Origin of the sequence: Levilactobacillus spicheri DSM 15429 (assembly GCF_001435095.1) — a bacterium.
GTDB classification, from domain to species: Bacteria; Bacillota; Bacilli; order Lactobacillales; family Lactobacillaceae; genus Levilactobacillus; species Levilactobacillus spicheri.
Genome location: NZ_AZFC01000015.1, coordinates 366,337 through 389,039 on the forward strand (window position 1 = coordinate 366,337; position 22,703 = coordinate 389,039).

Consider the following 22,703-nt stretch of genomic DNA (forward strand, 5'->3'; position numbering starts at 1 on the left):
CCCGTCACTTTTTAGGATGTGTGAGATTTTGGGTATAAATTTAATCATTTTACGAGCCAAGTCGTTTATCTTTCGCTAACTTTCAAGTAGACTAGCCGTAGAATCTTTTTTCGATTTGTAGGAGGGTAAACATGAAAGTCATCATTGTTGGGAGTACACACGCTGGAACGAATGCGGCGTTACAAATTTTGCGTGATCACCCGGATACGGATGTCACTATTTATGAGCGGCATACAAACGTTTCTTTCTTGTCTTGTGGGATTTCATTGTTCCTGGACGGACAAGTTAAGCATCTAGAAGACATGTTTTATTCCTCACCAGAGCAACTGACCAAGCTGGGGGCCACTATCAAGACGCGCTACAACGTGTTGAAGATTGACGCTGAAGCCAAGACTCTGGAAGCTGTGAACATGGATTCCGGCGATTTAGTCAACGATACTTACGATAAGTTAATCATGGCAACGGGTTCGACCGTGACAGTTCCGCCAATCTTTGGGATCGACGAAGACAAGGTCCTGCTCTGCAAGAACTACGACCAAGCCAAGGCCATTTACGAAACGGCGAAGACCAACAAACGCATCGCCATCATCGGGGCCGGGTACGTCGGCACGGAGCTGGCCGAAAGCTACGCCCGGACGGATCACGACGTGCAACTCTTCCAGTCCCGGGACATTATCTTGAATCACTATGTGGACAAGAACTTCTCCGACCGCATCGTGGATATGCTGGAAGACAAGGGCGTCAAGGTCTACATGAACCGGCGCGTCACGTCCTTTACCGGGGACGATGACGGCCAGCTGATCATCGAAACCACCGATGGCGACTTCACCGCCGACCTGGCCATCGTCTGCACCGGGTTCGTGCCGAACACGGAGCTTTTGCGCGGCCAAGTCGACATGGACAAGCATGGGGCCATCATCATCAACGACTACGTTCAGTCGTCGAACCCCGATATCTACGCTTGTGGGGACGCCTGCGTGGTTAACTTCAACCCAACCGGCAAGCCGGCCTACACGCCGTTGGCCACCAACGCCGTGCGGCAGGGGATGCTGGCCGGGATGAACGTCTTCGGCAACGTCCAACAGTACATGGGCACCCAGGCTACGTCCGCCATGAACATCTTTGGCTACACGCTGGCCTCCACCGGGCTGACCCTGGAACACGCCAAGAAGTCTGGTTTCGAACACGCCGACATGGTGACCTTCGAGGGGACTTGGCGGCCGGAATACATGCCGTCCACGGATAAGCTGTCGATCAACCTGGTCTACGATACCCAGAGCCGCCTGATCTTAGGGGCGCAACTCTACAGTAAGCACGAGGTGGCCCAGTCCGCCAACGCGCTGTCGATCGCGATTCAAAACCGCAACACCATCGACGATCTGGCTTTCGTGGACATGCTGTTCCAGCCAAACTTCGACGATCCTTTCAACTACCTGAACCTAGTCGCTCAGATGGCCGTGGAAAAGGAAATCGAACGGGGCAACAACCATCCCCGGTTGACCGCACCCGCCAACATGGTGCCCGATACCGCCGACGAAAAATAAGGAACGATAAACTGACCGGCACTGCCTTTACGGCGGGGCCGGTTTTTTCTGCGCTGAGTGAAGAAGGTTGTGTTTAAATACCCCCTAGGGTATAATGGGTTTATTCATTTTATGGGAGGACTCACAAATGCAAGCAATTACGGCAAAAGACTTTGAACACGTGGGCGACGACACAGCGTTGACCGTCGTCGATTTCTGGGCGACCTGGTGTGGCCCTTGTAAGATGCAGACGCCGGTCCTCGAGCAGCTCGACCAGGACTACGCTGGCCAGGTGAAGTTCGCGTCGCTGGACGTGGACCAGAACCAGGAACTGGCCCAGTCGCTCGGCATCATGAGCATCCCGTCGCTGGTGGTCTTCAAGAACGGCAAGCCGACCGAAAAGGTGGTCGGGTTCCACCCGAAGGCGGCGCTGAAGAAGTACCTCGACGGTAAGTTGGCGGAGGCGACGGCCTAATGGCACAGACGACGGCCACCAAGCTTAAAAACCGGCTCCGCCGCACGGACGGCCAGCTGCAGGGTATCCTGAAGATGGTCGACGAGGGGCGCGACTGCCAGGACATCCTGACGCAACTGGCCGCGGTCCGCTCGGGTGTGGAACGCATCATGGGCGTCGTGGTCGCCGAAAACGTGAAGCAGTGCGTGGACGAAGACCAGTTGAGCGACCAGCAACAGGAACAATTGGCCACGGCCCTGGAATTGGTGATTAAGAACCATTAATCCACGTTCATTTTGATTGAGTCATGAGAAGGTTGTGCTCCTTGAGGGGAGGCAACCTTTTTGCGTTGACCCATCAGAGGATGAGGCCAGCCGCTCCACGCCGGCGAGCAAGATGATCGTGGTGGGCACGATTCCGAAGCCCCGAAACCCACGGGTCTCCGGAACTCGGCCTTGATGTAACCTGGCCCAAGACGCCAGATAACATCAATTTCACCACGACCATCAAGTCGCCTCTGTTCCGCTCACATGGTGGAATACCCATCATTAACGAGATGAGCTGGCAGCTATCGTGGTGACTCTCTAAAGTCGTCTGGTGGGGCCACCACCATTAGCTCGCACGATAACCGTGACGGGGGGAGTCTCCTTCAGCACAACGGGTAGAACCTAGGATAATGGAAACATCTCACCGCGTTAACCTGGTTATCTGAGGGGGGTAAGCAGGTAGCTGACGCCTATACTGTCTGGGATATTGCCACTTCATCACGATGACCAGGCACGCCGTTGTTAGCCGAGAGGGAGATCAGAATGGGGCTCAGTAGCCTCGTTTCTGTTATCCGGGTGGGTTGCCCGGATTACAGAAAGACCGAGCTTTTAGACTTAGGTGTTCTTCCTAAGGCTAAAAGTCGTGTCGGCTACGTTCCAGCCCCAGGCTGACCGACCGGTAGGCGCTGGCCTCGGCAACGTACCTGCGACCATCTTGCTCGCCGGCGTGAAGCGGTTGTTAACAACACTGTATCATTTTAGATTCCGGCCGATTCTGTAAAATGGGTGGCAATTCGGCGGGGAGTTTTCTATCATAGAAGAAGAAACGATGCGGCCGGGGCGGACGTCCCCGGACCCCACGAAAGGAGTGTGACTGGTGTGCCAGAAACCTCAGTCATTGTTCAAGAAAATACGGCCTTGCGGACCCAGTTGACCCCGGAGAACCTGCAGTTTTGGGACCAGCTGGAGCCCCTCTTACGGCAAGACCCGCGCCTGCAGGATGAAGAGACGCTTCAGGAATATTTAAACACGCAATTAACGGCGCTGGTGGCGGCGCAGAAGCAGGGACAGACCGCCGCAGCCTATTACCATGGCGACCCCATCGCCGCCGCCCAGCGGCTGATGAAGGGGCCCAAACGCCGTCCCTGGTGGTGGACGCACGACCTGTGGTTCCCACTAGGGCTCTTCGTCGTCGGGCTGGTCCTGCCGACCATCATCCTGCCCGCCGTCCCGCTCCAACTCTTAGCGGTCGGCGTCCAACTGGTCTTGCTGGTGGTGGCCCTCGCACTGGGCATCTGGCTGACGCCGAACCTGGGGCCACGGGGCCGGGCGATTGGCTGGGGCGTCATCGTCGTGGCGCTTCTGGTCGCCCTGAACCTGGTCGGCCGGTCCTTACCCGCGGTGGGGCTGGTGTACATCACGCGCAAGGGCGGCAGCATCTTCTTGCTCCTGTTCGCCGTGGTGCTGACCGGCCTAATCCTCTGGGACCAACGGCGGCACCCGGATTCCTGGCTGCCGGCGCTGATCGCCGCGCTGTGGATCATGACGGTGCTGGGGCTGTTGGCCCGGATGGCCCCGACGGCGGGGCTGATGGCGACCTCGACGGGGACCTTGATGATTGGCGCCGGGACCCTGGTGGGCGACGTCAGCATCCTGGTCAGTGGCTGGCACATCTGGCGGCAGCGACAGGCGCTCCGGATGACCCACCATTCTGATGATTAACCGGAAATAGAGTGGGACAAAAGGCGGTTAACTGGCGAGCATGAACGGTGTTAAGCGGAACCAGCTGCCTTTTGGCGCGCGTTTCGACACGAGATAATAGTTGGAGAACACAAAAGAGTCTGGGACTTTAAGCATGTCTCAGACTCTTTTTATTGGGTTAGGTGAGCTAGTTAAACGCCCACTCCAGCATTTCAGTTGTTTTCGGTCAGAACCCGGCTGGCTCCAAGGCATCGGTGGTGAAGGTGTTCACCGCCGGCAGGTCGAGGTCGGCCCGTAAGCCCTTGGAGACCTGGTCAATCGTGGCTTGCGGCGCGATCTGGTAGTCGATGCCGTTAATCACGGCCGGCTTGCCCTGCAGGGTCTGGGATTGCACGTGCCGGCTGGTGTGGCCGTACTTGGTGCGAATCCACAGCAGGTCCTGGAAGGTCATGTTGGTCTGCAGGTTATTCTTCAGCGAGCTCAGCACGTTTTGGTACCGTGGTAAGGACTTGAGACTGGCTTCCTTCAGGACCAACGCCTTGATGATCTGGCGTTGCCGCTGTTGCCGGCCGTAGTCGCCCAGCGGGTCTTGGTCCCGCATCCGCGAGTAAGCCAGCGCGCTGGCCCCGTTCAGGTGAATGGACTTGCCCTTCACCACGTTGGCCTGTTGGTAATGGAACGTCAGCGGTGGCGTGACGGTGACCCCGCCCACGGCATCGATCATCTTTTCCAGGCCGCCCATGTTGAGCAGGACGTAGTAGTGGATGGGGATGTTGACCAGGTGCTCGACCGTCTTGATGGTCGTTTCCGGCCCGTACAGTGGAAAGGCGGCGTTGATCTTTTCATCATCTTGTTGACTACCGTAGATGTTGACCAGGGTATCCCGCGGAATACTGGTCAGTTTAGCAGTCTGCTTCTTCGGATTGATCGTGGCGACGATCATGGTGTCGGTCCGTCCGACGTCGTGCCGCCCCAGGGCCCCGGTGTCGGTTCCCAGCAGCAGGACCGCGAAGGGTTTGCCGCTGGTCAACGCCGTGTCACTCGGCTTGGTGGGCAGGGCCCGGTAGGTTTGCGAGAACGTGTTTTTCGCGTTGTGGTAGGCAAACCAAGCGTACAGACCGCCGGCTAGTAACAGTAAACACAGCAGCGCAATCAGCCACTTCAACTTGCGTGAGTGGTTGACGTGCCGCGCTTCCTCCCGTGGTGGTAATGGTTCTTCTGGCGTTTCATTCATGTAAATCCCCCCTCTGACGATTCAACTCCAGTATAAGCATTCCGGAAAACAATGAGATGATTTGAACGCGCGATTCGGACAATCTTTGTCCTTTCTTAGGAGTCTTTAGTAAGTTGAAAATAATTAGCGAGGGCCCCCCGAATGGTGTACAGTAGAGGAGTACCACCACTAGAAATGTTAAAGGGAGTTGGCAAACATATGGCAAAAGTAGAAAGCTTTACGCTCGATCATACGGCAGTGAAGGCCCCATACGTGCGGTTGATTACGCGCGAGACGGGTCAAAAGGGTGACGTGATCTCGAACTTTGATTTACGGCTCGTGCAACCCAACACGAACGCCATTCCAACGGCCGGGTTACATACCATCGAACATTTATTGGCCGGTTACTTACGGGACGAGATGAGCGGCGTCATCGACTGCTCACCGTTCGGTTGTCGGACCGGGTTCCACTTGATCACTTGGGGCGAACAATCCACTGAAGAAGTGGCCAAGGCCCTCAAGGCGTCCCTCCACCGGATCGCGTACGACACGGAATGGAAAGACGTTCAAGGAACCGACAAGTACAGTTGTGGGAACTACAAGGACCACAGCCTCTTCTCCGCGAAGGAATGGTGCAAGGACATCCTCGACAAGGGAATCTCAAAGGACCCGTTCACCCGCGAAGTCATCTAACAGACGCCCCACCCAAAACCTACCGAAGCGAGCGGCCAGCGATGGCGGCCCGCTTTTTTGTGGTGGGGTCGTTGCCGATTGGTCGGCGATGTGGGGGACCAACGCTCCAGCACGGTTACGCCGTTGACCTTGACAACTTGGGCTAGGCAAGGGCGCCCGAATCGGGTAGGATACATAATGGAGAAAAAGATATAGGGAGTGGATTTTTAATGTGTTGGCGAAAGTTTTGGCGGGGTGTCCTGTTGGTGGGGACCCTGGGTTGGCTATGGGGGCCCTCGGTGGGTGTGGCGCACGCGATGCCCGTCGTTCATCAACGCTCATCCGGGCTGATTGCGACCCGCACGCGGCTGTTGAACGACTACCGGGTCAAGACCTGGTCGCAACCACGGCACTACCGCCACGCGAAGCACCTCCACAACTTAAACGTCATCAAGCGGGCGCAGGGCCGCGCGGTCACCTTTAAGACGGCCTACCTGTTGCCGAATCCGGGTTACCGGCACCAGGCGTGGGGCAACCCCCAGGGGATGGCCCTGGTCGGCCGGTACCTCTACGTAGTTTATTGCCCGACGGCCTGGAAGAATCGCGGCCGCATCGTGCGCTTCGACCGCACCAAGTTGGCGGCCCTCAAGGCCACGCCGCGCCAGCTGCAACGCGCGTACACCAAGGCGGCCAAACACAGTCACCAAGAGGCGGCGATTCGGCGGGCCATCAAGGTGGGGCCGGCCTTCATCACCGGCCACGGCCAATCGCTGGCCTATAACTGGAAGGACCACCACCTCTACATGTGGTGCGACCGGGAATCCGCCCCGCGGGTCCCGACCAATCAGTACGGCTACATCAACCGGATCAGCGCCCGGTCGTTGCGGCCCAACCACCAGATTCGCTTCCGCTTGCGGAGTCGTCACCTGGCCGTTCCGGGCGGCCACGTGCTGGCCTTTGACAAGCAGGGCCGCGCCTACTTCTGGACCCGGCCCTCGGCGCACCGGGTCAACCTCTACCAGGGCAAGATCACGCTGCACCACGTTTCGTTTCGGCTGACCCATCAGGTCCTGCGCCACTCGCCGGGCCCGCGGGTACAAAATATCGGGTACAACCCACACAACGGGCGGCTGTACCTGGTCTCCGATGATTCCGTGGCCAGTCTGCCGGTCAAAAGCCTGCGGGGGCACGGCCACCTGACGGGCAAGCGCGTGCGCTGGACCGGCTTCACGCCCCGGCGGGAGTTCGAGGCGCTGGCCTTCACGCCGAACGGCCGGACCTACCTGATGAGCAACCACAATCCCGAGATCTTAAAGAGCACGGGGACCAAGTGGTAACGAACCGCCGCGCACCAACGGTTCTTGGCGCTCCCAAAGTTCATAAAAAGCAACCAGCCAGAAAATCCTCGTGAAGTTGAGAATTTCCTGGCTGGTTTTTTTGCGTCCACGGTCTGCCCGCCGGCGCGTCGTCAAGGCGGTTAGGTCAGTACCCTAATTGAAAGTTTTCGGTGCCGATGATCGGTGGGGTGGGGGTATATTGGGACCAGTTCAACGGGGGGAGTGAGGCGTCATGCGTTGGCGACGATTACTAGCAATGACTCTGATGGTGGGCCTGGTGGGGGCCCCGGCGCTGCCGGTCCAAGCGGCGACCGTTCACCAGGCCACGGGCGCGTTGACCACGGGCAAGACCCGGGTCTTAAACGATGATCTGGTCCATTTTAAGGCGGTGCCCAGGTCCTACGCGCCATCGCCGAATCTGCACGGAAGCGAGACCATCGCGTCCAATCAGGGGGCGGCGGTGACGTTTACCACCAAGTACCTGTTGCCGCTACCGGGATATCACGGTGAATCCTGGGGCAACCCGCAAAGCATGGTCACGGTGGGGCGGTACGTCTACATCGTTTACTGCCCGACCACCTGGGAGAACCGCGGCCGCATCGTGCGGTTTGACCAGACCAAGTTGGCCCAGTTGCGGGTGACACCGCGCCAGCTCCAGCAAGTCTTTGCGGCGAAAATGGCGGGGAACCCGCGGGAGACGGCGATCGCCGGGGCCATCAAAATCGGCCCGGCATTCACCACCGGGCACGGCCAGTCGCTCGCCTACAATTGGCGGGACCACCAGTTTTATATGTGGCAGGACCGCGAATCCGCGCCGCGGGTCCCCATCACCCAAGAGGGGGTCCTACAACGGATCAGTCCGCAAACGTTGCGGCCGGTTCGCCAACTGCGGTTCCGGCTGCGCGACGGCCACTTCGCCGTTCCGGGCGGCCACGTGCTGACCTTCGACAAGCAGGGTCGAGCCTACTTCTGGACCCGTCCGTCCGCGTCGAAGATCTACCTGTACCAGGGCACAATCGGGGCCACACGGGTCCACTTCCGCCTGACCAGCCAGGTGCTGGACCACGGACCGGGCACGCGGGTGCAGAGCATGGCCTACAACCCGCAAAACGACCGGCTGTACCTGGTCTCGGACGATTCGATCGCCAGCCTGCCAGTCAGCGGGCTCGGGGGCAGCGGGCATTTGACCGCCAGCGACGTGCGTTGGACCGGCTTTGCCGGCACCCGGGAGTTCGAGGCCCTGAACTTCACGGCGGCGGGTCGGGCGACGCTCCTGACCAACCACGACCCGGAGATCCTGCAAAGTACGACCACGAGTTGGTGACGGTCCCATTTTAAGCACACAAAAACGGCGCGCCAATCTGACACAAATTGGCGCGCCGTTTAGTGGTTAAACGTGGTTTAAATTAAAGCGTGATCTCAGCGGTTGTTCCGTTCAGAGCGGTCTTCGTGATCTGGCCGTTTTCGTGAACGTAGATGGTAGCTGAGCCGGTTAAGCCGTCGGTCGTGACGGTCAGCGTGTTGCCGGAACGGTCAACCGTGACGTGACCTGCGTCTTGACCCTTTTCGTTAACGACAGCCACGGTCGTGGAGCCTTCCACCATGTCGAAGAGGTGAATGTCCAGGTCCTTGGTGAAGTCGTATTCGGCGTGAACCGCTTGAGGGTTCCGTAACAGAATCGTGTTTTGCCGTGCCAAGACTGGCAGGCTCAATTCATCGTAGGTCTTGGTGAGCCACTTGCCGCCTTCAGGGATGTCGTAGAATTCGTTGTCGTCGATGATGCTGGTCCACTTGCCGGCTGGCAGGTAGAAGTGCACCTTGCCTTCAGGGTTGAAGACAGGGGCGACCAACAGTTGACTCCCGAACATGTACTGGTTGGCGATGGTGTGGGTGTTGTAGTCGTCCGTAAAGTTGAACCACATTGGCCGCATCAGCGGGTTCCCGTAAGCCGCATCGTGCGCCGCTTGGGTGTACAGGTATGGCATCAGGGAAAGCTTCAAGTTGACGTACTTCCGCGTGTTGACCACGGCTTCGTCATCGAAGTTCCATGGCACCCGGTAAACGTCACTGCCGTGGTAACGGCTGTGGGAAGATAACAGGCCGAATTGAGACCAACGCTTGTACAGGTCTGGCGTTGGCGTGTCGGGACCGTCTTCGAACCCACCGATATCGTGACTCCAGAAGCCAAAGCCGGAGCTCAGGAAGGAGAGACCACCGTGCAAGGTGTCGGACATGGACTTGAAGTTGGACAGGCAGTCACCACCCCAGTGAACAGGGAACTTCTGGGAGCCGACCGTTGCGGAGCGGGCGAAGACGACCGCTTCTTCTTGACCCTTTTCTTGGGCCATGATGTCGTAAACGGCTTGGTTGTATTGTAACGTGTAGTAGTTGTGTTCGCGCTTTGGATCGGAGCCATCGAAGAAGACGGCGTCGTCCACGGGGATCCGTTCACCAAAGTCGGTCTTGAAGCAGTCCACACCCATGTCGAGCAGGGCCTTTAACTTGCTTTGGTACCACTTAACAGCGTCGGGGTTGGTAAAGTCCACGAAGGCGTTCCCGGCTTGCCAGAGGTCCCATTGCCAGACGGTGCCATCTTCACGCTTGATGAAGTAGCCCTTCTTCTTGCCTTCTTCAAACATTGGGCCTTGTTGGGCGATGTAAGGGTTTAACCAGACACAGACCTTGATGCCCTTGTCGTGGATCCGCTTGATCAGGCCGGCTGGGTCTGGGAATTCGTCGCGGTCCCATTCCATGTTGCTCCACTGGAAGCCCTTTTGCCAGAAGCAGTCAAAGTGGAAGACGTCTAGCGGAATGTGACGTTCTTGCATCCCGTCGATAAACTTCATAACGGTCTTTTCACTGTAGTCGGTGGTGAACGACGTGGTCAACCAGAGACCGAAGGACCAAGCTGGTGGTAATTGGATACCACCGGTCAGTTGGGTGTACTTGTGTAAGATTTCTTGGGGCGTTGGGCCGTAGATCACGTAGTACTGCAGGGATTGCCCCTCAACACTAAATTGAACCCGGTCAACGTTTTCGGAAGCGATTTCATAATCAACCGTTTGTGGTTGGTCAACGAAGACCCCGTACCCCTCGTTGCTGATGTAGAACGGGATGTTCTTGTAGGATTGTTCGGAACCGGTCCCACCGTCTTGGTTGGTCGTCCGGACTTCTTGGCCATTCTTGACGAAGTTACCGAACCGTTCGCCTAACCCGTAGATCTTTTCGTCCACGCCGATGGAGAGTTGTTCACGCATGTAGTGCACACCGGTGTCGTGGTTCAAGATTTCGCCTTGGGCCTTGAAATGAGATGAGGTGACTTCGCGACCGTCAGCCGTGAAGGACATGTCGAATTCATCGCGCAATGGCAGGGTAACGGCCAACTTACCGCTCTTCAATGAGGCCTTTTTGTCGGTCACATCGATTTGGACGTCGGGGTCCAGGTTGTTGAGCTTGTAGGATGGGCCGTGCGTGTCTTGGTCAAAGTGGGTTAACTTAACCCCGATGACGTCTTCAACGGGGGAGGTCAACTTGATCGTCGTCATCCCTAAGTTGAGTTCGTCCCCACGCGTCTTGATCCGCTTGTAAGGTGCGTAGACGGTTAAATCCTTACCGTCCTGTTTTGCAGAGAATGCTTCAGCTGGTGAGTTAACGTCGTATTCGTCGCGAGTCAGCCAATAACCATTCGTAAACTTCAAAATAGCCACTTCCTCTTAATTTTTTTAAAAACGAAGACATTGTGTTAGTTATGTAATGGCCAAACCAATCGATATTGGTTGGTTGTTTACAGCAACATATTAACATGTTTTGAAAACGCATACAATAGTAAAGTGAACTTTTCATTAAAAGAATTTATCCGGGGAGAGCAAAAGCCTGTTCTGATAGGGATGGTGTTATAACGGGATTTAAACTGAAAACTTTCTTAAAGTCACTTTCCTTTTGCTCCAAATTATTGGAACAATCGAAAAGTGACTTTTCAATGGTTTCACCGCCCCAGGCCGGTCGGTTTTGATCCGCGCGGTGCCAGGGACCCCTTTTCGCAAATGAGGGTGGTGCTGGCGCGTCAGATGTTTTATCCTGGGACTAACTCAACTGGTTTCCAGTCACTGGTGTAGCTAGCCAACGCGCCACGCCGGCGAGTAAGCCGCCTCTGTGCTGCTGATAGGGTGGGGTCACCCTGACGAAGCACTGCCGATTGGTCGCGCACATCTAGCCCGCGCCAGTAAGACAAAGCATTTTTACGAAGGAGAGACCAGCATAAAATTGCTGTAACTCAGATGACCGTGATGACCAGCTTTTGAAGGATGACCTTGTGGCCAGTCGCTGAAAATCGCTGCTCTCCATAAACTTCATGGCCCGGGACCAGTAATCTTGATAGCCATGGGATTCTCACCATTTATCCCAACCTTCACCGCAGCAACGTGGTATTGGTGAAACGCGTGATGCCGCCATTATTAGCCATGTGAGCGCAACAGAGGCGACTTGATGGTCGTGCCCACCACGACCATCTTGCTCGCCGGCGTGGAGCGCAGTTATCGACAATCTTCACCTATGAGTTGGGAATGGCGATAGACGTGTCGTGTCAGTTGATTAGAAAGCGGTGGTGGCATTGAATGGACGTTCTGACGGGGTGCGCTTCCCATGCTGAATATGGGAAAAACACTGATGCTACCATGGCGGCAATTAAGACTAAAGGGTATTTTTTCCCACCACCGTCAAGATTGCTGGAGCTCAGATGGGCCCAGACCGTGAAATTGTGGTTGGTCAGCGTTTCTCAGCTGACTTACCACAAGGCCGAGCTTCAAGACACGGGGGGCTTTCCCGTGGCTCGAAGTCGTGCCCACGGTCGTCACGGCCCAGCTGAGCGGAAGCAATCGACAGCTTCTACTAATCTCAACGAGCACAATACTGATTCGATATAAATAAATTTATAAGGCGTCTACCTGCCGGGGATTCCGGAAGTTCGTATAATGGAAGGTAGAAGCTTCACGGAGGAGGAACTTGCATGCAAGGATTGTGGCGAATCAACCAGCGAATCGGGCAATGGCGGGCCATGCGCGTCATTCGCCAGGCCCTTCAGGTGGCCTACCCCTTTATCCTGGTGATGACGCTGATCAGCGCCATCGGCCAGAGTTGTCTGGCGGCGAACGGCTTTTTCTTTCGCATCTACCACATCGGCGCCTGGTTACCGGGATTGACGCTGTGGCGCCAGGCCTTTCAGGTAATGGGGTTGGTGGTTAACAATGTCGTGGCTGTGATGATTGCCTTCACCACCGCCTACTTTTTGGCGCGGGCCTATCACCGGAACGGTCTGGCGGTTGGGCTGCTCAGTGCGCTGGCCTTTCTGACGTTAAACGTAAACTACGACATGCTGGATCAGACCCGGCGCAGCGGGGGGCAGTTCGTTGAGAACAACCTGGGGCCGCAGGGAATCTTCCTGGGCATCTTGGTCGGCCTGTTCATCGGCTGGCTGGCCAGCTGGCTACTCAAACGCCTGGCGGGCTGGCACTGGTTCATGCAGTTTACCCTGACCGGCCGGGTCGCGTGGCTCTTGGTGGTCGTGATGGTCCTGACCGTGGCGATTGGCTACGGCATGAGCTGGCTGACCACCGGCGGGCTGAACGGCCTGGTCTACCAGGCCACGCGGGCCATGATCAGTAATCCCGGGCACCAAGGTGTGATGATTCTGGCCGTGACGGCCTTTAACAACCTGCTCTGGTGGCTGGGGCTGATCGGACCGGTCAGCCTAGCGGGCAACAGCTCCGTGACCGCTTTGCAGAACCTGGCGACCGCGGTCCAGCACGATTCCGTGTGGAACCTGCCACACCCGATCACCCTGCACACCCTGGGGGACGCCTACGCCAACTTCGGCGGGGCCGGCATGACGCTGGCGTTGATCATCGCCATCTGGCTGGGGTCGACCCACGCGCATTACCGCCGCATCGCCAACCAGACGTTCTTGCCAAACCTGGTGAACCTGAACGAGGCGACCCTGCTGGGATTGCCGGTCCTGTACAATCCCATTCTCTTGATTCCGTTCATCGCCGCGCCGACCGTCAACATCCTGTTGGCCTGGTGTGCGATCACCTGGAAATGGGTACCGCCGATGGCCTACCCGATGCCGCGGACGACGCCGGGGCCGTTGATGGCCTACATGGGGACCGGGGGCGACTGGCGCGCGCTGGCACTGAGCATCGTGTGCCTGGCGGTGTCCGTGCTGATCTACCTGCCGTTCGTGCGGTTATTGAATCAGGACCCGCAGCCCGAAGAAGAGGAGCGTGACGACCATGCGGCGTAAATGGCTTTGGGGAATCATCGCACTGGTTGTGACCCTGGGGATCTTCTTCCCCAGCACGGCCTGGATGCACGGACGGGTGACCCATTACCGGTCGAACTACCGGACGCCCCTGAACCCGACCATCCTAGTGCCGGGGTCGAGTGCCAGTCAGGACCGCTTCGACGCGCTGATCACCCAGTTGCGCAAGGAGACCAAGACGGCGCACAGCGTCCTGAAGGTCAAGGTCGCGACCAACGGCCAGCTGTCCTATACCGGTAGTATTCGGCGGGGTGACAACCAGCCGTTCATCGTGGTCGCCTTTGAAAACAACCACGACGGATATGACAATATTAATAAACAGGCCCAGTGGCTGAACCTTGCCTTCAAGGACCTGGTCAAAACGTATCATTTTAACCATTTCAACGCGCTGGGCCACTCCAACGGCGGCCTGATTCTGAGCGTGTTTCTGGAAAAGTACTTTGCCGAGACCAAGAACGTCACGATCGACCGGCTGATGACCATCGCCACGCCGTACAACATGGAGTCCAACAGCACCACCAGCCGGACGGCCATCTTGAACGAGCTGGTCGCGGGCCGGAAACGCCTGCCGAAGAAGCTGACGGTCTACTCGGTCGCCGGCACGGAAAACTATTCCAGTGACGGCACGGTGCCGGCCAACAGCGTGGCACAGGGGAAGTACGTCTTCCAGAACCAGGTCGCGCACTACACGCAGATCACGGTGACCGGGGACAACACGACGCATTCGGATCTGCCGCAGAACAAGCAGATCGTCCTGCTGATCCGGCAGTACCTGCTCCAGGAAACCCTGCCCAGCAAGGACCGGTATCAAAATCAACCACGGTTGTCCCGCAGTGAAGACGGGGAACCCGACGAACCTTAGGAGGAGACGCAGTGAACTTTCGTCAACTAGAATACTTTTTAGCGGTCGCCAACGCCGGTCAGATCACGGCCGCCGCCCAGCAGCTGCACATGGCCCAGCCGCCCTTGAGCTACCAACTGAAACAGCTGGAAGAGGAACTGGGGGTGCAGCTCCTGCACCGAACGTCGAACGGGACCTCGCTGACGCCGGCCGGGGTCCTGCTACGCGACTACGCCCAGCAGTTGCTGGACTTGCGGGACCGCGCCGATAGCCAGGTCCGTTCCCTGGGGCAGGGGCTCGCCGGCGTGCTGTCGGTCGGGGTCATCTCCTCGTCGATCGGGGCCACGCCCAACGCCAAGCTGCGCACGCTGACCCGGCACTACCCGAAGGTCCAGATCCGCCTGTTCGAGGACAACACCTATGGCCTGATCGACCGGCTGGAGAAGCACTTGATCGACGTGGCCATCGTGCGCACGCCGTTCACCGCGCCCCGCCTGGCCAGTAAGGACCTCAAGACCGAGTCGATGGTGGCGGTGGTTCCCAAGAAGTACGACCACTTCCGGGGGGCGACCCTGCGCGTCGAGGACTTGGCGACGGTACCACTGATCGTGTACCGGCGCTTCGAGCACCTCTTTGAGGCGACCTTTCACGAGAAACACATGGCGCCGTTCATCGCCTGCACCTGTGACGACGCGCGGACCGCGGTCCAGTGGGCCGAGGCTCGGATGGGGGTGGCGGTGGTGCCCCAATCGGTCGCCGAACAGGCCAGCGGGCCGGAGACCAACCTGCGCCCGATTCGCTACCAGCCGTGGCGGACCACGCTGAAGCTGGTCTGGCCGGAACAGATCACGCCCAGTCCGCTCCTCCAACGCTTCATTGATAGTTACTGAGACTCCTAATATATGCTAAATACAAGTTAAACGGGATTGCCATACTTTTTAAATATGGCAATCCCGTTTTCGAATGAGAACGATTTCTTTGCGATGACGGGGGGCTTTCTGTGGGCTGGCGGGCCGCGTAAGGACTGATGGGAGAAAATTACGATTAAGTTTATTTATTCTCAAAGAATCAAAATAGATACTAAAAAAGGTGATATGATAGTATTGCTGATTGTGAAAATATTATAAATTAGTGTTTTAATGACTAAGCCAGACACTTGCCCCCGTTCCCCGAATGGATGATAATCATTGTCGTAGATTAAAGGAATCGGAGGAATGTTGCACTTATGGTTCAAACAGCCTTAATTATGTTAGGCGTGGGTATCTTTGCCGGAATTGCCGGGTCCATCCTGGGAATCGGTGGCGGGATGATCATCACGCCCATTCTGACCCTGGGAATGGGGTTAGACATCAAGTATGCAATTGGTGCCAGTATCATCGCCGTGATCGCCACGAGTTCCGGCTCGACCATCGCCTATTTACGGGACAACGTCCTGAACTTACGGGTCGCCATGTTTCTGGAAATCGCGACGACCATCGGGGCCATTTCCGGGGCCCTGCTGACCGGGGTTCTGGACCCGAAGTACCTGTACCTGTTGTTCGGCGCGCTGCTGGTCTTCTCCGGCTGGAACATGTACCGCAAGCTGCGGCGGGGTCAGGAAGTCCTTCAACGGGTCGAGCCCGATAAGATTGCCACCAAGCTGAAGCTAAACGGCAGTTATTTCGACAAGGCGGAAATGAAGGACGTCGATTACCAGGTGGAAAACGTGCCCGCGGGGTTCGCCGTGATGTACGGTGCCGGGGTGGCCAGTGGCCTGCTGGGAATCGGTTCCGGGGCCTTCAAGGTCATGGCCATGGACACCTTCATGAAGATGCCGCTGAAGCCGTCGAGCTCCACGTCAAACCTGATGATGGGGGTCACCGCGGCGGCCAGTGCCACCGTGTACTTCTTCAACGGGTCGATCCTGCCAAGCATCGCCGTGCCAATGGCGCTTGGGATTCTGGTGGGGGCCGTCATCGGGTCACGGATCATGCAGGTCCTGCCCGCACGGTGGATTCGAATCGTCTTTATTCCCATTATTTTATACATTGGGTTACAGATGCTCTTTAAGGGATTGGGGGTTCACTTCTTATAATGGCAGATAAACAACCAGCAACGGCCCGTGAAATGGCCGAAGTCGAGACCATTATTGGTCGCATTCTTCAAGTCGGGGTCATCGTGTCCGCCATCATCATGACCATCGGACTTGTGTTGTTCCTGGTCACCGGGACGTCCGGGTATCCGGGCACCACGATTCCGCTGCGGATGGGGGCCATCCTGTTGGGCACCCTGCAGTTCAAGCCGTACGCCATCATGATGTTGGGGACGTACTGCCTGATCTTGACGCCGGTCCTGCGGGTCATCGTGTCCATTTACGCGTTCTACAAGGAGCGTGATCACCTCTACGTCTGGATTACCACGACGGTGCTGATCATTCTCTTGGTCGCCCTCGTGATTGGGGTTCATAAATAAGTGAGTCACTGGCGAAATGCCAGTTGATGAAGATGCCAAAGATCATTATTCAATCGGTCGAATCTTTGGCATCATCATCAGCTGGCATTTTTTCGTGCCCGCGTTTTGGGTGCTCAGGTGAAAAAGGGAAGGGCTGGTGATGACCGCCGCTACACGCCGGCGAGCAAGCTGGTCGTGGTGGGCACGACTCCAGAGACTCGAAGTCCACGAGTCTCTAGAGCTCGGCCTTGATGTAGGCCGGGAAAGAGCCCCGACCAACATCAATTTCACCACGACCATCAAGTCGCCTCTGTTCCGCTTACGTTGGGAGTGTCCCCATAATGAACGGGACAAACTGGCGGCTTGGGTTATGAGTCACCAAGGCAATTTTGCGGATGCCGACCAGTGATTGTAGCGTGTTTGAAGAATTGTCTGCAACTCAAAAATAGATTGAGTCACTGCTAGCATTCAAGCTCAGGTTGCGCGATTGAACGGATGACGAGATACTGACGTTATCCTGCTTTTGCCGACTGGCAGGCGATTCCCAGGAATTGACTGACCGTTCATTTAGCAATGGTTGCGGTTCTTATCCAGCCCGCACCGTGGCGTCGGCGTTTTCCCCCGTGGTGACATGATTGTAAGCCAGCGTTCCTGGCTGGCTTACAATCAGACCGAGTTCTGGAAACTCGCCGGTTTTGGGCGAGGTTTCAGAATCGTGCCCACCTCGGGGGAATGAAGCCGACAGAACGGTACGCCAGCCCCTGCTAGGTTGCCGGTTTAACCCATTCGCTCGGCGGGAAATCGTGGAAGCAATCGGCAGCCTCCGTTGACGCATTAAATACATATTTTTTCAAAAAAAGCGTGACGTTTGGCCAAGTCATTCGTTATCTCAGTGAAAAGGGGGATCGAAGCACATGAATTTGGGGCAGTATGAGGCGCTGGTGGGGCAGCTGGCCGTCGAGATTCAACGCACGCTCATCAGCCGGGGGGTGGCTAACGACGTGGCCGCGGATATCGTGCAGGATATGTTCGTGAAGGTCCTGGAGGCGGACCTGGTGTTGCCACCCGCGAAGCTCCGGCCGTACCTCTATAAGGTCGCCTGGTCGACCTACCTGGATCAGTACCGCCGTCACGCGCGACTTCAGGCGCTGGTGGCCCGGTACCTGGGCCCGGGACTGGTCGCCACCACGGTCCAACCGCCGGTGAGCGACCACCCGGACCTGCGCCGGGCCCTGCGGCATTTACGGCCGCGGGACCAGACCTTGCTGGTACACCGGTACGTGGATCAGTGGTCTGTTGAGCAGATCGCCATGGCGATGGCCATAACGCCCGGGGCCGTGAAGATGCGGCTTCACCGGGTTCACCGAAAATTACGCAAACAGATAAGGGGATTGGAACATGACGAGTAATCAAGAGTTTAAACGCCTCGCTCGCCGCGTCAAGTTGCGGCGTTGGGGCATGACGATTTTAATCGCGGGGGTGGTCTGCTTGGGGCTGGGCTTCCTGACCGTCCAGACGCTCAACGCGCTGACACGCAAGGCCTCGGACCGGGACAACGCCTTCATGAGTGACGTGGCGGAGATCATGGCCCCCAACATCCAGATTAGTGACCAGTACCTGGTGAACAACAAGCTCTTTAGCGGGCAGGTCCTGAGCCACCGTTACAAGGACATCGAGGGCCAACGGGTCGCGTGGTCGCCCATGACGGCGGACTACTCGTGGGCCCAGGGCGGCCACCTGCCGACCGCGCTCAACGCGACGGATGAGCAGGGCGCCCGCGTTTACGACCGGGTGACCCAGCAGAAGGTGCCGGTCTTCTATAACGTGGCGCGCAAACGGCAGGCGGGCCAGCTCACGGGCAGCCATCCGCTCCAGGAGTTGGGGCAGGTGGAACGGACGAAGGGCCAGGTCGCCGAGGTGGCCCTCACCTTCCAGCACCCGTTGACCTACCGGCAGATCCAGCAGCGGCTCCCCCAGGGGGTCCACGCGGCCTGGTACTGGCTGGGCGTTTCGGGCAAGGCAGACACGACCGTCATGGCCAACAACTTCGTTGGTCTGCAGGCCGGCGACGCGCGGGGGCGGCTGACTCAGCAGGACTACCGCGCGTTTCGGGACGTGGCGCGAACGGCGAGCCATCAGGCGACCGCGGCCGGCTTCACGCTGAACGGCTTTGCTCCCTTCAAGTACGCGGGGCAGTACGTCCAGCGCTATCCTCAATTGACCACGGCCCGCTTTGCCGGGGTCATCGTGACGGGGACCAGCGCCCACCTGAAGCGGCTGGGCACGCCAAGTTGGGTGGCTGCCAGCGCGGCGGGGGTCGTGACGCCCCAGACGACGGTGAAGTAGAACGCTGCCATTAAAAAGTCCGGGCGCGGTCCCGGACTTTTTGCGTGCCGCTAGCCGGTGCTTGATGTAACCACTTGCACTGGCCGGCACCAACTTGCTAAACTAAGAACGATTATGTTTTTTAGAAAGGAAGCGATGGCGTCGTGGGGGCGCAGAAATCAGAACAATGGCGGCGGAACTTGGCGGTGCTGTGGCTCGGAACGTTTATTGCCGGCATGGGCTTCAGTGAGATCATGCCGTTTCTGTCTTTGTACGTGGATGACCTGGGCACCTTCAGCAAGGGTGAACTGACGATGTACAGCGGGGTGACCTACGCGGTGACCTTCCTGGTGATTGCGCTGGTCTCCCCAATCTGGGGCCGGTTGGCCGATCGGAAGGGGCGGAAATTGATGCTCCTGCGGTCGTCGGCCGGGATGGCCGTGGTGATTGGCCTGATGGGCTTCGTCACCAATATTTGGCAGCTGATTGGCCTGCGCTTCTTGCAGGGCCTTTTCGCCGGCTACATCCCCAACGCCAGCGCCCTGGTCGCCGCGGAGACGCCGCGGAACAAGAGTGGCAACGCCATCGGTATTCTGACCACCGGGTACGTCAGCGGTAACCTGATTGGGCCGGTCCTGGGCGGAATCTTGGCCCAGGTCTTCTCGATTCGCTGGACCTTCGTGTTGACCGGCATCCTGCTGGTCATCGTGTTCGTCTTGAGCGGCACGATGGTCCACGAACACTTTACCCCGGTCACCCGCGAGCAACAGGCTCAGGGCGGCAACTGGCTGCGGTCCTTCCGGAATCCGAAACTGATCATCATCCTGTTGATCTCGACCATGATCATTCAGATGGGCAACAACTCGATCACCCCGATCATCAGCCTGTACGTGCGCCAATTGATGCACGACGTGGGGCCGGTGACCGTGGTGGCCGGCATCATCGCGGCTTTGCCCGGAATCTCGACGCTGATTGCGGCCCCTAAACTGGGAGAGTACGGCGACCGGCACGGCACCGCGCGCGTCCTGGTGTTCGGGTACGTCTTCGCGATTCTGATGTACTTCCCGCAAGGCATCGTCACCAGCGTGTGGGTGCTGGGGGTCTTTCGGTTCATGATCGGTATCTCCGACGGGGCGCTGTTCCCGGTGGTTCAGACCATGCTGACCAAGGCGTCCCCGCAGGAGCTGACCGGGACCGTCTTCAGTTGGAACCAGTCGTTTCAGGCCCTGGGCAGTATGCTGGGGTCGTTACTGGGCGGCCTGGTCGCCAACTGGTTCAACTATAGCGGCGTGTTCACCTTCACCGCGCTTACCTTATTAGTCAACTTCCTATTACTCTGGTGGCTGGTTCCTGAGATTCGCCACTGGCGGCAACGGGCTTAGGAGGAATTCAATGGTTCGTGTACGTTCTAATGCCGATTTACCGGCTAACCTGCCCAACGACCCCACGTCGTTGCAGGCCATCGACCAGTTTCGGCAACTGATGCTCAACTATCGGAGTGCCATCAAGGTGCTCAAAACGAAGATCGATTATCTCGACCAAGAATATAAGATTCAAAACGGTCATTCGCTGGTCGACAGCCTGCAGTCCCGGATCAAGTCGCCGGAAAGCATCCTGGAGAAGACCCAGCGCAAACACCTGGACTTCAACCTCAACACGCTCCCCCAGGAAATGCACGATATCGCGGGAATTCGGATCATCGTACGTTTCGAAGACGACGTGACCACGGTCGAGCGGCGGCTGGCCAAGCAACCGGACATCCGCATCCTGCGGCGCAAGGACTACATCGCCCACCCCAAGCCCAACGGCTACCGGAGCCTGCACCTGATCCTGGCGGTGCCGGTCTACCTGGCGGCGGGCAAGACGGAGGTCATCGTCGAGATTCAGATCCGCACGATTGCGATGAACTTCTGGGCCTCGCTGGAACATGAACTGAACTACAAGAAACGGATCAGTCACCAGGCGGAACTGCGCCAGGAACTGCGCCAAAAGGCGGACCAGGTCCACCAGTTGGACCAGGACATGAACGCCATCAAGAACCAGATTCGGGCGGAAGATAATACGATTATCTAAAAAAGTGGGTCCAAAGACGGTTAAGCGAAACTAGCTGCCCTTTGGCGCACGTTTCGGCGGCGATATCAAGAAAATAAAAAAGCAGGCAGGAAATTCTCGCAATTTTGAGAATTTCCTGCCTGCTTTTTTATGATATCTGAATGATCTTTCAAGTCTTTATGATTGGGTGTGCCGTGACTTACTTAGTCGTTTGGCTCAGCTGCCGCAACCCCGGTAACGTCAGCATGGTGGTGAAGCTAATCAGGTACAGGAGGGAGAGAAAGGCCATGACCACGGTCAGGGAGTAGTGGTCCATCAGCACCCCGATGGCGACCGAGGAGAAGCCCCCGATGGCCCGGCCAACGTTGACGATGATGTTGTTGGCCGTCGAGCGAATCTCGGTCGGGTAGAGCCGGGAGATCACGGCGCCGTAACCACCAAACATCCCGTTGGAGAAGAAACCGACGACCGCGCCGATGAGCAGTAGCGAAAGCGTGCTGTGGGCCAGCGTGATGGTGAAGACCATCGCCGCGGAGGCCAGCAGGAAGATGCCGAACGCCCGGCGGGGACCGAAGAAGTCCAGGATGGAGCCGAAGGTCAGCATCCCCAGGCTCATGCCCAGGATGGTGGCAATCATCCACAGGGAGGAACCGGAGACGTTTAGTCCCAGCTGCTTCTGCACGATGATTGGCAGCCAGTTCATCAGGCCGAAGTAGCCGGCGATCTGGACCGTGGTCATGACCATCAGGCCCAGGCTCTGGTAGGCGACCTTGGGGGAGCTGAACATGTAGGTGAAGACGGCCTTGGCGGTGGACGTCTGTTCGGTCTGCTTGGCCTGGACGAACGCATCGGTCTCCGTTAAGTGGCGCCGGACGAAGTAGGTCAGGATGACCGGAAGCAGGCCCAGTAAGAAGAGCCCGTGCCAGCCGAAGCGGGGGATGATCAGCGCCGCGGCGATGGCGGCCAGGATGGCCCCGATTTGTCCCCCGATGGCGGCGATGGAGGTCATCTTACCGATCTGGTTGCGGTGGAAGGACTCGGCGATGATGGCGATGCCGACGCCGTATTCCCCGCCGGCCCCGATGCCCGCCAGAAAGCGCAACAGGTAGATGAAAGTGATGTTGTTGGCGACGGCCATCATGGCCGTGGCGAACGCGAAGATGAAGATGGTGTACGAGAAGGTCTTGACCCGGCCGAACCGGTCACCGATCAGCCCGAAGAGGATGCCGCCGAACAGCATGCCCAGGTTAGTGATCGACCCGATCAACCCGGCGGCCCCGCCGCTGAGGTGCAGGTCGGCGATCATGGAGCTCATCGCGAAGGATAGAAAAAGCACATCCATGTTTTCGAGCGCGAAGCCAGAACTGGTTGAAGCAATCGTCCATTTCTGTTTTTTGCTGAGACTGTGGGTGTGCGTGTTTAGGGTAGTCGTTTCCATATTCGTCCTCCAAATGGGTGCTCTCTGGCACCCGTTATTTTTTGATTAGTTTCGATTATTCCACGAACTAATTCGAAAAGCAAGGGGAAATTGGTCAACTTTATTTTCCTTGACAGCTGGCCAGAAGCTGGTAAA

The 22,703-nt window shown here is 57.7% G+C and carries 19 protein-coding genes; 16 read left to right on the forward strand and 3 right to left on the reverse strand.

All coding sequences use genetic code 11. From position 1 onward, the window contains the following. The first annotated feature begins 131 nt into the window (after positions 1-131). From FD37_RS05480 to FD37_RS05495, 4 genes are all read left to right on the forward strand, one after another. Complete coding sequence (locus FD37_RS05480) at positions 132-1,544, forward strand: FAD-dependent oxidoreductase (RefSeq protein ID WP_045807489.1); 1,413 nt, start codon at positions 132-134, stop codon at positions 1,542-1,544. Positions 1,545-1,671: 127 nt separating this feature from the next. Further along, the gene (trxA, locus tag FD37_RS05485; protein ID WP_056964017.1) at positions 1,672-1,998 is read left to right on the forward strand and encodes a thioredoxin; all 327 of its coding nucleotides are present in this window, start codon (positions 1,672-1,674) and stop codon (positions 1,996-1,998) included. Further along, positions 1,998-2,261, forward strand: coding sequence for a metal-sensitive transcriptional regulator (locus FD37_RS05490; RefSeq protein ID WP_045807487.1), 264 nt, complete (start codon positions 1,998-2,000; stop codon positions 2,259-2,261). The genes trxA and FD37_RS05490 overlap by 1 nt, the downstream gene beginning before the upstream one ends. Before the next feature lie 861 nt (positions 2,262-3,122). Continuing rightward, positions 3,123-3,965, forward strand: coding sequence for a DUF1129 domain-containing protein (locus tag FD37_RS05495; RefSeq protein WP_056964019.1), 843 nt, complete (start codon positions 3,123-3,125; stop codon positions 3,963-3,965). Positions 3,966-4,170: 205 nt separating this feature from the next. On the opposite strand, the gene FD37_RS05500 is transcribed toward FD37_RS05495, so the two are convergent. Continuing rightward, a complete protein-coding gene (locus tag FD37_RS05500; protein WP_045807485.1) occupies positions 4,171-5,178 on the reverse strand; it encodes an LCP family protein in 1,008 nt (335 codons plus the stop codon). Between the two features lie 198 nt (positions 5,179-5,376). Here FD37_RS05500 and FD37_RS05505 point away from each other — a divergent pair, with 198 nt between their 5' ends. The 3 genes from FD37_RS05505 (at position 5,377) to FD37_RS05515 (ending at position 8,490) form a co-directional block, all read left to right on the forward strand. Next, positions 5,377-5,850: an S-ribosylhomocysteine lyase gene (locus FD37_RS05505; RefSeq protein ID WP_045807484.1), complete on the forward strand. Its 474-nt coding sequence runs from the start codon at positions 5,377-5,379 to the stop codon at positions 5,848-5,850. 209 nt (positions 5,851-6,059) lie between these two features. Continuing rightward, positions 6,060-7,166: a hypothetical protein gene (locus FD37_RS05510; RefSeq protein ID WP_056964021.1), complete on the forward strand. Its 1,107-nt coding sequence runs from the start codon at positions 6,060-6,062 to the stop codon at positions 7,164-7,166. 232 nt (positions 7,167-7,398) lie between these two features. Further along, positions 7,399-8,490, forward strand: coding sequence for a hypothetical protein (locus FD37_RS05515; RefSeq protein ID WP_056964023.1), 1,092 nt, complete (start codon positions 7,399-7,401; stop codon positions 8,488-8,490). A gap of 82 nt (positions 8,491-8,572) precedes the next feature. Here the strand turns inward: FD37_RS05515 and yicI are convergent, their stop codons facing one another. Next, on the reverse strand, positions 8,573-10,864 hold the full coding sequence (yicI, locus tag FD37_RS05520; RefSeq protein WP_045807481.1) for an alpha-xylosidase: 2,292 nt from the start codon (positions 10,862-10,864) through the stop codon (positions 8,573-8,575). A gap of 1,307 nt (positions 10,865-12,171) precedes the next feature. Between yicI and FD37_RS05530 the strand changes: the two genes are divergently transcribed. From FD37_RS05530 to FD37_RS05575, 9 genes are all read left to right on the forward strand, one after another. Beyond that, on the forward strand, positions 12,172-13,464 hold the full coding sequence (locus tag FD37_RS05530) for a PTS transporter subunit EIIC (RefSeq protein WP_056964026.1): 1,293 nt from the start codon (positions 12,172-12,174) through the stop codon (positions 13,462-13,464). Beyond that, entirely contained in the window at positions 13,454-14,344 is an 891-nt protein-coding gene (locus FD37_RS05535; RefSeq protein WP_056964029.1) for an alpha/beta hydrolase, read from the forward strand. Before FD37_RS05530 ends, FD37_RS05535 begins: the two co-directional genes overlap by 11 nt. An 11-nt stretch (positions 14,345-14,355) precedes the next feature. Next, positions 14,356-15,213 (forward strand): LysR family transcriptional regulator, encoded by an 858-nt coding sequence (locus FD37_RS05540; RefSeq protein WP_056964032.1) that lies wholly within the window; start codon positions 14,356-14,358, stop codon positions 15,211-15,213. Between the two features lie 335 nt (positions 15,214-15,548). Further along, complete coding sequence (locus FD37_RS05545; protein WP_045807476.1) at positions 15,549-16,397, forward strand: sulfite exporter TauE/SafE family protein; 849 nt, start codon at positions 15,549-15,551, stop codon at positions 16,395-16,397. Further along, positions 16,397-16,774, forward strand: a complete 378-nt coding sequence (locus tag FD37_RS05550) for a DUF1634 domain-containing protein (protein WP_045807475.1) — start codon at positions 16,397-16,399, stop codon at positions 16,772-16,774. Before FD37_RS05545 ends, FD37_RS05550 begins: the two co-directional genes overlap by 1 nt. Positions 16,775-17,667: 893 nt before the next feature. Beyond that, positions 17,668-18,162 carry an RNA polymerase sigma factor gene (locus tag FD37_RS05560; protein WP_056964036.1) on the forward strand — a complete coding sequence of 165 codons (495 nt, stop codon included), beginning with the start codon at positions 17,668-17,670 and terminating at the stop codon, positions 18,160-18,162. Next, a complete protein-coding gene (locus FD37_RS05565) occupies positions 18,152-19,099 on the forward strand; it encodes an anti sigma factor C-terminal domain-containing protein (RefSeq protein WP_056964038.1) in 948 nt (315 codons plus the stop codon). Before FD37_RS05560 ends, FD37_RS05565 begins: the two co-directional genes overlap by 11 nt. Positions 19,100-19,242: 143 nt before the next feature. Beyond that, positions 19,243-20,460 carry an MFS transporter gene (locus tag FD37_RS05570; RefSeq protein WP_056964040.1) on the forward strand — a complete coding sequence of 406 codons (1,218 nt, stop codon included), beginning with the start codon at positions 19,243-19,245 and terminating at the stop codon, positions 20,458-20,460. Positions 20,461-20,470: 10 nt separating this feature from the next. Continuing rightward, entirely contained in the window at positions 20,471-21,151 is a 681-nt protein-coding gene (locus tag FD37_RS05575; RefSeq protein ID WP_056964042.1) for a GTP pyrophosphokinase, read from the forward strand. Positions 21,152-21,329: 178 nt separating this feature from the next. On the opposite strand, the gene FD37_RS05580 is transcribed toward FD37_RS05575, so the two are convergent. Further along, a complete protein-coding gene (locus FD37_RS05580) occupies positions 21,330-22,568 on the reverse strand; it encodes an MFS transporter (RefSeq protein ID WP_056964044.1) in 1,239 nt (412 codons plus the stop codon). Positions 22,569-22,703: the final 135 nt, after the last annotated feature.

Coding starts and splice junctions, on each gene's coding strand:
- FD37_RS05480 (WP_045807489.1), top strand. CDS start 132: ATGAAAGTCATCATTGTTGGGAGTACACACGCTGGAACGAATGCGGCG.
- trxA (WP_056964017.1), top strand. CDS start 1,672: ATGCAAGCAATTACGGCAAAAGACTTTGAACACGTGGGCGACGACACA.
- FD37_RS05490 (WP_045807487.1), top strand. CDS start 1,998: ATGGCACAGACGACGGCCACCAAGCTTAAAAACCGGCTCCGCCGCACG.
- FD37_RS05500 (WP_045807485.1), bottom strand. CDS start 5,178: ATGAATGAAACGCCAGAAGAACCATTACCACCACGGGAGGAAGCGCGG.
- FD37_RS05505 (WP_045807484.1), top strand. CDS start 5,377: ATGGCAAAAGTAGAAAGCTTTACGCTCGATCATACGGCAGTGAAGGCC.
- FD37_RS05510 (WP_056964021.1), top strand. CDS start 6,060: ATGTGTTGGCGAAAGTTTTGGCGGGGTGTCCTGTTGGTGGGGACCCTG.
- FD37_RS05515 (WP_056964023.1), top strand. CDS start 7,399: ATGCGTTGGCGACGATTACTAGCAATGACTCTGATGGTGGGCCTGGTG.
- FD37_RS05530 (WP_056964026.1), top strand. CDS start 12,172: ATGCAAGGATTGTGGCGAATCAACCAGCGAATCGGGCAATGGCGGGCC.
- FD37_RS05535 (WP_056964029.1), top strand. CDS start 13,454: ATGCGGCGTAAATGGCTTTGGGGAATCATCGCACTGGTTGTGACCCTG.
- FD37_RS05545 (WP_045807476.1), top strand. CDS start 15,549: ATGGTTCAAACAGCCTTAATTATGTTAGGCGTGGGTATCTTTGCCGGA.
- FD37_RS05550 (WP_045807475.1), top strand. CDS start 16,397: ATGGCAGATAAACAACCAGCAACGGCCCGTGAAATGGCCGAAGTCGAG.
- FD37_RS05560 (WP_056964036.1), top strand. CDS start 17,668: ATGAATTTGGGGCAGTATGAGGCGCTGGTGGGGCAGCTGGCCGTCGAG.
- FD37_RS05565 (WP_056964038.1), top strand. CDS start 18,152: ATGACGAGTAATCAAGAGTTTAAACGCCTCGCTCGCCGCGTCAAGTTG.
- FD37_RS05575 (WP_056964042.1), top strand. CDS start 20,471: ATGGTTCGTGTACGTTCTAATGCCGATTTACCGGCTAACCTGCCCAAC.
- FD37_RS05580 (WP_056964044.1), bottom strand. CDS start 22,568: ATGGAAACGACTACCCTAAACACGCACACCCACAGTCTCAGCAAAAAA.